The organism is Petrocella sp. FN5 (assembly GCF_029210395.1).
GTDB lineage: Bacteria > Bacillota > Clostridia > Lachnospirales > Vallitaleaceae > Petrocella.
In genome coordinates, this window is sequence record NZ_JARGDP010000091.1 from 1 (window position 1) to 8802 (window position 8802).

Annotated in this window: 9 protein-coding genes; all 9 read right to left on the reverse strand. The window is 38.9% G+C overall.

Features of this window, described 5'->3' with window-relative positions; all coding sequences use genetic code 11:
* Positions 1-677, reverse strand: a 677-nt coding sequence (locus P0N36_RS13705; RefSeq protein WP_275843422.1) for a hypothetical protein, incomplete at its 3' end; no start/stop codon positions are given.
* A gap of 73 nt (positions 678-750) precedes the next feature.
* On the reverse strand, positions 751-1476 hold the full coding sequence (locus P0N36_RS13710) for a ribulose-phosphate 3-epimerase (protein ID WP_275843423.1): 726 nt from the start codon (positions 1474-1476) through the stop codon (positions 751-753).
* A 94-nt stretch (positions 1477-1570) separates the two neighbouring features.
* Positions 1571-2287, reverse strand: a complete 717-nt coding sequence (locus P0N36_RS13715; RefSeq protein WP_275843424.1) for an IspD/TarI family cytidylyltransferase — start codon at positions 2285-2287, stop codon at positions 1571-1573.
* A gap of 58 nt (positions 2288-2345) precedes the next feature.
* A complete protein-coding gene (locus P0N36_RS13720; RefSeq protein WP_275843425.1) occupies positions 2346-3086 on the reverse strand; it encodes an IspD/TarI family cytidylyltransferase in 741 nt (246 codons plus the stop codon).
* A 36-nt stretch (positions 3087-3122) separates the two neighbouring features.
* Positions 3123-3584 (reverse strand): lasso peptide biosynthesis B2 protein, encoded by a 462-nt coding sequence (locus P0N36_RS13725; protein WP_275843426.1) that lies wholly within the window; start codon positions 3582-3584, stop codon positions 3123-3125.
* A 279-nt stretch (positions 3585-3863) separates the two neighbouring features.
* Positions 3864-5567 carry a glycosidase gene (locus P0N36_RS13730; protein ID WP_275843427.1) on the reverse strand — a complete coding sequence of 568 codons (1704 nt, stop codon included), beginning with the start codon at positions 5565-5567 and terminating at the stop codon, positions 3864-3866.
* Positions 5568-5591: 24 nt separating this feature from the next.
* Positions 5592-6554 (reverse strand): adenylylsulfate kinase, encoded by a 963-nt coding sequence (locus tag P0N36_RS13735; RefSeq protein WP_275843428.1) that lies wholly within the window; start codon positions 6552-6554, stop codon positions 5592-5594.
* 187 nt (positions 6555-6741) lie between these two features.
* Positions 6742-7314 carry a hypothetical protein gene (locus tag P0N36_RS13740; RefSeq protein ID WP_275843429.1) on the reverse strand — a complete coding sequence of 191 codons (573 nt, stop codon included), beginning with the start codon at positions 7312-7314 and terminating at the stop codon, positions 6742-6744.
* Between the two features lie 187 nt (positions 7315-7501).
* Entirely contained in the window at positions 7502-8623 is a 1122-nt protein-coding gene (locus P0N36_RS13745) for a transglutaminase domain-containing protein (RefSeq protein ID WP_275843430.1), read from the reverse strand.
* Positions 8624-8802 lie beyond the last annotated feature (179 nt).

The following is an 8802-nucleotide window of genomic DNA, read 5'->3' on the forward strand; positions in this document are numbered from 1 at the left end:
AGGTTAATGGAAAAAATATCCGGTATCATAAAGACATTTTTATTGTTTCTCATACAGTATATAAAAATCTCTTCACTATGTTTACTCTGGACACCACTACACAACAAGACATGGTCCACATTGCCAATTAATTCAAAAGCATTTTCAATGCCTTTTTCATAATCATAAATATAACGTATGTTAAACAAATGTCCCTGTTCAGCAAGAATCTTCATGGTATAAGACTTGGCTTGGTTCATATCACCGATAATCATAATGCTCTGTTTATTGTGTAAGGTTTTTCGTGCGTACCAGGTTATAACCCGCCACAATGCGATTGTCACGATCTGAAAAAGACCCGCAGATAGAAGAATCCATATAGGTAGTTTGAATACTTCAAAAAGACTTACAATAAATAGTCCTATGATCGTATTGGCTACAACAATCAAAACTATTGATAATATAATATCCGGTATTTGTCTATAAAAAATATTACGGTACATTTCAAAAGTTAACATCAAGGCAAATATAATAACCCCGCCTAGAGGAACATATAACCATAAATGGTCTACCATAACTTGATCGTACCCTTGAAGCCATCCTGCAAGCTTAATTATTAATGCATAACTGCCAAGAAAGAAGAATAAATCTCCCATAGCGGTTACAAAAACCAGACTCTTAACTTTAAATACTTTCAAATAACCACTCCTCACCTACCGTGTGTTGATACGCGCTGTAATTGATAATGTTTTTCATTTCATCATACTATATTTAAACACTTTGTTTCAAAGAAGTCAAATCATGTACATAGTAATTAGGTTCAACATGGTTAACGATACGTCTTAGCTTCTGAACACTTGGCCTTAAATCCATCGTTTTATTGAAAATAGATGACGTCCCGGCAACGAAAATATCCGCTCCTGCCCGGCTCATCTCACCTGCAAGTACATAACTAACACTTCCATCCACTTCGATTAAGACTTTTTTTCCGCTTTTATTTATTAATGTTTTGGTTTCACGGATCTTATCCATCATCCCGGCTTCCATAGACTTACCATAGCCACCGGGCTGATTCATCATCAATAACACCATATATAGGTCTTCAACATAAGTCCTAAGCACAGATACATCTGTACCCGGGTTTAAAGCAATCCCAATCTTGACTTTTTTCTGCTTAAGCATATGGATAATCTGATTCATGTGCTCAACAGCTTCATAATGTACCGATATAATATCTCTTTGATCCAGTTCAAATCGATTAAAGAATCTCTCAGGATGATAGACCATCATATGAACATCCAAAGGGATATCTACTATACGTCTTATTTGGTTGACCATGTCAAAACCAAAGGTAATATTGGGAACATAGTGCCCATCCATAATATCCACATGAATCCAGTCTGCCTTTGCTGCTTCCAGTTGATAAATCATTTTTTCAATATTTAACCAATCACCACACATAATAGATGGTGATATTTTTTTATTAAGTCTACTCATCAAAACGACCCCCATATTCTATTTTTGAAGTTATCTAGTCAAAACAGTTACTTGATTACTAACTAATTCTCCTAGTTGATTTCTAGGTTGTTGGCTATGCTTCTGCCTCTTTTTGTCTGCGGATAATTTCGCTAAAAGTATATAAGTCTGTTTGAGTCGTTATTTTTATATTGTCAATAGAATCCACCACCACATACATAGGATGTCCATAGTGGTTCATCAGTTCAGCCGAATTAATGAAACGCCTTATGTTATCTGAGATTGCTTTTGCGTGAGCCGCCATTAGGTCTTCAAGTATGAAACTTTGAGGGGCTTTTGCAAACATACAATTGCTTCTAGTTGGTAAACGGTTGATCTTGCCTTTTTCATCTATCTCTACAATATTTTCCGGGACATAAGCCACCGTCACTGAGGCACCATGGTTTCTTACACATGATAGATTTTCACTAATAATCTCATCACGAACATAAGGTCTCACGCCGTCACTGACGAGTACCACTGTTTCCTTTGGCTTCTCGCAGTCTTTATAAATAGCTTGGAGACCTTTATAAATAGATTCTTGTCCTGTATCGCCACCGGACACAATCCATTTCACTTTTGTAATGCCTTCCTTGTGAATTAAGCCGCGCAAATGCTCTTGCCATTCTTCCAAACAAACAACAGCAATACCATCTATTTCATTATGTCGTTCAAAGCATAGCAAAGCATGAATAATAACCGCCTTACCTTCTACATCCATAAACTGCTTTGGTCGTTCAGGATTATTCATCCTAAGACCTCTACCACCTGCAAAAACAAGTGCTATGTTCATATAATACCCTCCAGTAGCATTTCTCTATCTATCTATCTAAATTGGCCCAATGTTTTGATTATTCTCTCTCTTTAACCCTATGGTTTTCATAGACATGAAGGTTTTCATGTATCAAGTTCAAATAACCGTTAAACATGTCTACATCTTTTTTTGTTGTAATCTTGTAAGTCTTTACATCACCTTCCACCATAGCGACTTTTATATTGTTTTGAAACAATAAAGTACAACTCCCTGTCGCTTTGGTAAGATCTTCATCTTGAGCCGAAACATGTAAACCGTAATAAACCCCAAAACGAATACAAACCGGTGTTTGCCCTCTATACAAACCTGTTTTGGATAAGGTCTTCTCCACATAGTGATCATCCGTGCTCATGTATAGAGCATCGTTCTCCTTAATAACCGGTATCGCTGACCCTTTTTTGTGGGCCATCGCGATTGTCCTTCGAACCACATCCGGATTAAGTAAGGGTCTAGCTGCATCATGAACCATAACGATATCCTCGTCCGCCATAAATTCACGTGCCTTAATCAGTCCGTTGTAGATGGAATGCTGTCTGGATTTACCGCCACGAACAATGTACCTTGGCTTTTTCAATCCAAGCTTTTCTACCCAATCCCTCACATATACCTCCCAAGTTTCAAGGACCACAATAATAATCACATCCACTTCATCCACGTGCTCTAATGTCTCTAAGCCATATGAAAAAATAGGTTTTCCTTGAATCTCCAAGAATTGTTTTGGGCAATCAATACCTGTTCGCGTACCGTTACCACCTGCAAGCAAAATACATGTCGTCATAAAACGCTCCGTTCCAAAACTTTATTATTATGTCTGTTACACCCTAGTATCCCCAAAACTGTAGCCCAATCTGTTTTTGTTTTTTCTATAGCCTCTTTTATAAACAACAGAAAAAGCATGAGCATTCTCTCCGCCAGTAATATACATATCTCCGGCTTCTGTCCATGTATGCGCCAAAAGTTCACCGTTTTCGTCCTTTAGCAACCCAAAGAAGATCATCATATTAATGCCCAGTAATCTGGCAAAAAACAACGCAACCAAGGCTTGTTCATAACACTTAACACGCCAAAAAACATGCCTATTAACACGGTTTAGAATTAACGCCACGGACTTCAACCTATTAGTCTGCTTTTTTGTCATCACTTCTGTCTCTACCTCATCTACGTTTGTCATAAAACGAATCAAGGTTTTAAATGGCACAAGCCTAATAGCAATATGTCCAAGGCCTGTCAAGATAGCAATTATAAGATATAATAGCAATCTTTTAAATCTTATCATAGGTAACACCAAGTCTTTCTTCTACAGGCTATATGATCACTGGTATTTCACAAAAAATATAGGCTTATAGAATCATCATGCATAACTCCATTATAATGTAAAATTAGCCATGTAACAATAGTCGTCCTAGAACTTTCGATATATAAACGAAAAAATGGTCAATATAGATTCATTGACCATTTTGAATATTCACTTGTTTTGACCTTTTAACAGGTATTTCATTAACTTTTGACGGTTGGGGTCTGATTCATATATCTTTTATGTTATTTTGTCATGATTTTATATAGCTGATTTCGAAGTGGATATGACGTATTTATAGGTCTTTAGATCTGCTTCTAATAAGGCAGAATAATCATCTTTTACCCATTTCAAAACCAGTTTATGGGAATCGGATTCTATAATCTCAAGGCTACCCCCTCTACCAAAAGCCGGGAAAGTCTGTCTGAATCTAATCAATTCAATCTGCTCTCTAACCACCTTCTTCATTAGACGACCTTCTATTTCTTCCAAAGTCAGATTGGTTCGATTGATTTCTTTGTGACCTGCTGCCCCCGCACGCTTTACCGCTTCATAATCGTTTTTACCCGCAAAGAGGTCTAAGTACCAGATCTGGGGTTTACCCGGCATGAAGATCTGAATTGCACGGGCAAGGAGCATCTTCTGATCATCTTCTCCAAGGGCACTGTAATACGTCGCATTCACCTGATAATAGATGTTCTTTTTTCCATGAAGGTCCTTCACATAGCCACCACGACTGACAACAACATCGATTAGATTCTGAATCTGACCATCAGATAACAAGCCTTTTAGATCCAATAAAGGAATACCATCATGGCAACCCAGCATATTCACCGTATGCATCTTCTTGTCCTGTAGATCTTTGATCCACTGAATCAAATGGACGCTTGAGTGACTTTCAAAGGCGTCGATAATCAATCCCGGCAAGAAAAAGTCATAGGTCATAAAGCCTTCCTCTGCTATTTTTTCATGTATTTTTTCCTCGTATTTCGAATGAATCTCCGGAAGAAGATTCAGGTCAAAACGATCCGCTAAGGATTTGACACGTTCAAGGAGATCCCATGTTCCGGGTTCATTCAAGAAGTTCTTCTCCCCCGGTGTCTTTGGTGCATAAGCAAAAGCATCCAGTCTCACGATACCGGCGCCATAGCCGGCCAACTTTTTTAGCGTATCTTCGTAAAAATCCCATACAAGAGGGGACTTTATATTCAGATCCATTTGTCCTAAGTATTTGCGATGGGACTCAAGATAGTCAACAACTAGCGTCTGATGAGAAGCCATCGGACCAAGTTCTATCTCTGATGGCTTTTTTCCCTCTTGAAGCCCTTGATTTACCTTCTCTGCAATCAAGTGTGCCTGTCCGTATTGAAGGTCCATCTCAGCCATAAGGTCTATGGCATCTATAGGGTTGTACCTGATTTCTTGATAGAATGTATTCCAATAAGGCACCTCTTTACCATCCGGCATTCGAACATTTAGAATAGGTAAGCCGGGCTTTCTAAAAAACATATCCTCAATCAAAGCCGCATCTGGCTGAATATAGCCCTCTTCTGTCATGGTACCTTTGCCTTCCCAGAAAAGATTCCAATCAATAAAAAAGTCTTTATAAATAGACTGATCCCCTTTTTTAATTATATCTTGAAAAGGCTTGGATAGCACCGATGCATGGTTAAGAATAAAATCAAACTTAAAATCCATACCCATTTGCTCTAAAGTCTCCAAATCCTCTTTTGATGCCAGCAAAGCATTCACTTCATAGTCGATTACTGAAAAGCCTCTATCAAGATCTGTATTAAACACACTGGGTAATATATACATAGATTCAAAAACATCCTTAAAAACTTCCTTCTCAAGCAACTTCACAAGACCACTAAGCGAAGCGCCAACGCTGTCTGGATAGACATTAAGCATGGGTCCCAAACCCACTTTTTCTTTTTTTGCTGCGCCATGATTTAATTCATTCATGATATGCCTCCTTCACTTCCTCTACTATAGACCCTCTTGTAACATGATTTGACGGTATTGTTCATAATTCACAATCTCGCCGTCCTTAAGCACAATAATCTTAGCTTTGGAAGCCTGAGAAAACAGCAACCTCTGCTCAATATCCAATACCAAGCTTGTAAAAGGACTGTCTGTCCCACCATCTCTATTACGTAATCTACGATGTTCAAGTGTTTCACTGGGTGTACTGTTAAGTAGAATCGGAATATCCACACCGGTCAGAGCCGCATTGTTACCATGAGTCCACTCAATAACCATCACCTTAACATCCGTAAAATCAACCTTATCGTACCATATATCTGTTTCTTCACGCCCCATTCTTTTCAGAAGGATATGATCTTTACCACCTTTGAACCGAGCTATAATATTGCTAATCTCCTCAAAATCAATCTCAGCAGCCGTACCAAGATAATCTTCAAGACCTTTGCGTCCCTCTTGTTGATAGATAAACAACCACGGGTATGCCTTAATCTGATCCGGATCAAAATCCAGATCAAGTCTTTGAAGCTCTCTTAATTGCTCACTTCGTTCTTTGTTATAGGCACCTTGTGCAACGAATCCTTTAAGACCTCTCTCTCTGAAGATCCGTAACCGCTCCTGATCATTGTGCTTGGGTATTCTATGGGGGTAATTGTCCCCTGACAATATATATGTGCCTATACCAAGATCCTTAAAATAATAAGCCAATAAAGCCCCAATCTCCGACTTGCCCACACCGGAACCACCATGAACCGAGATAACCGCTTTATCTTTGGGACGGGTCTCCAGTATGGCTGTAACCAACTGATATAACTTTGGAAATATAAGAGTTGCCTTAGTAATATGTCCTTCTTGTATCTGAATCACATCTCCCGGCATATCACCTTTTTTTATCCTATCATAATCCTCCGGTCTAGGTACCTCCCATTGGATTGCATCCATTTTATTGCCCTCTTCTTTATTAATCACAATAACGCCTCCTTACAGACTGGTATGAAAAGCTTTTCATGATGAAATTATAGAGGTTAAGAGCCCTTATGTCAACTGTAAAAGTGCCACAATAAGAGGTCCTATCTTTGGCTAATACGTTTAAAAAACCGATGTGCACTGTAGATCACATCGGTTTTCATCCTATTTCCTATACTTAATCTATACTTTACTTACCTAAACCCACTGAAATCGTAAAGGATGTCTCAAATTCTTTTTCTCCTTCATCCGGGTTCTCCATTACTGACACGGTAGCATAGTCAACACCATTTTCCGCTTCAAAAACATAGACAGCCATCATGCCCATATCATTCGTATTTTGAGGACTATAACCCATATAGAAATTTTTGACTTGGTCCACTGAATCCTTAGTAAGTAGACCCACTGTATAGCCTATAAACACATCGTCTTCGCTTCTAATTGCAATCTCAATCTCTGACGGTTCATAGAGTGGACAAAAATCATAGGGATATCCCTCCGGCATCTTGGCACTTACAGCATGACTGACCTCATCTGTGCTTAAGTTAAGTTCTTCTTCAAGTAGAGCTTCATTGTCTTGGCTATCATCATCATAATCCATTTGACTTTCTTGTGTGTCCTTTTCAATAGCCTCATTTTCTGCATCCATCAGTGCACCGATGGTGTCTTTAATCATATCTTCAGCTTTATCTTCGCTACAGCCTGTCATTACAAGTAAAAAGCAAGTCAACAACACCAGCAACCCCATGCTCCTTTTTCTCATGCTCAATCACCCTTTCTTACTACATCAACCCATATAAAAAAATACAAGAAAAATAAAAATACGCATACATAATACGTATTAATCTTATCATTAATACCTATCTGTCTCAATGGTAAATACCATTCACAAATAGGGCTTTTGTCCTTCACAGACCGATCACCGTCTCAATCAATAGACCTAAATACCTTTACCAATAGACCACATCCGATAGATTCAAGGTGTTGTGCACCGGGTTCACACTGTACTGTAAGCTTCTATACGAGCCCCTTTCTAATGCACTTAGGACCCCTTCCACATAGGTATGGTCAATATCATAACCTGTCTTTAGTTCAATTTGGTGACCTTGTCCATCAAAGAATACTTGTAACCGCTCTATAAGGTCAGACTCATTTTCCGCGTACAGGTCCATATAGACATAGTAGTTATAGCCTTCACCTCTTGCCACCGGGTAATCTTCGGTCTGGAACTGATGGTCCATACTGATCTGCTCATCGGTAACGTTTAGGTAATCATAACGCTTTACCTGTGTACCCCCAGGCATAACCGGATCATCCCAGGTTACATCTACATGGTACCAATCATCATCTAGCTTGACCAGATTCCAAGCATGGGCCTCACCCCCAGCCGTACCCTGAACAATCATCGTCTCAAGACCGGCCAAATGAGATAGATATTGAAAAGCCTCAGCATAGCCTTGGCAAACTGCATCCCCATGAATCAAAGCACCGTACATAGTATAAATACGCTCATGACTGGCTTCTATGTTATCTGTATAGGCAATATGGTCCACCAAATAATCATGAATAGCTAAGGTCTTATCAAAAGACGTCATGCCCTCATGAATAATATCATCTACAATGGCTTCCGCTTTTTTGACACTAGCGTCAAAATCCACCTTACTGATCTTATAATTAACTCTTAACCTTAGTGACACATCACTGGTGGCCGACTCTGTGGAGCTGACAGCTGAGTAATACCCAGGATAATCTTTCATAGAAGCAATCGCTGCCTGAATCCCTTTTTCAGCCTGATCATAAGAGAGAGTTGGAATCATGAATTCTCGCTCACTTTCCCAAGCCATAATCATCTCAACCACCGCCACCTCTAGTTCATCCTCCGTCTTAATAAAATCCTCTTTGTCCGAGGTAAAAAGCTTGCTCTGACTGGCTGTATGAGAGATGACCTTGTTTGTGTCAATAACAAGCTCATCTTGACCGCTAAAATAATGGTTCACAATAAAGCCCATGCTAATAAGCCACAGGACCAGGAATATGAATTTAATGGGGTTAAACCTTCTACTTTTTCTCATCATTGACTCCAGACTTTTCTTTTGATATTTTCTTCTTATATAGATTGCTTCACAATGCTTTATGAGAAGTTATTCAGATATACCCTTTATTAATAGGCGTCTTTGCTTGTTAGATTAAAAACTTAGATTTTACTTTATTTTGTATGTTACTGTTGTACCTTTAGGTTCCACTGACATTA

Bases quoted from the DNA above. Each gene is read 5' to 3' on its own strand.
- P0N36_RS13710 (WP_275843423.1), bottom strand. From the start codon at position 1,476: ATGAGTAGACTTAATAAAAAAATATCACCATCTATTATGTGTGGTGAT.
- P0N36_RS13715 (WP_275843424.1), bottom strand. From the start codon at position 2,287: ATGAACATAGCACTTGTTTTTGCAGGTGGTAGAGGTCTTAGGATGAAT.
- P0N36_RS13720 (WP_275843425.1), bottom strand. From the start codon at position 3,086: ATGACGACATGTATTTTGCTTGCAGGTGGTAACGGTACGCGAACAGGT.
- P0N36_RS13725 (WP_275843426.1), bottom strand. From the start codon at position 3,584: ATGATAAGATTTAAAAGATTGCTATTATATCTTATAATTGCTATCTTG.
- P0N36_RS13730 (WP_275843427.1), bottom strand. From the start codon at position 5,567: ATGAATGAATTAAATCATGGCGCAGCAAAAAAAGAAAAAGTGGGTTTG.
- P0N36_RS13740 (WP_275843429.1), bottom strand. From the start codon at position 7,314: ATGAGAAAAAGGAGCATGGGGTTGCTGGTGTTGTTGACTTGCTTTTTA.
- P0N36_RS13745 (WP_275843430.1), bottom strand. From the start codon at position 8,623: ATGAGAAAAAGTAGAAGGTTTAACCCCATTAAATTCATATTCCTGGTC.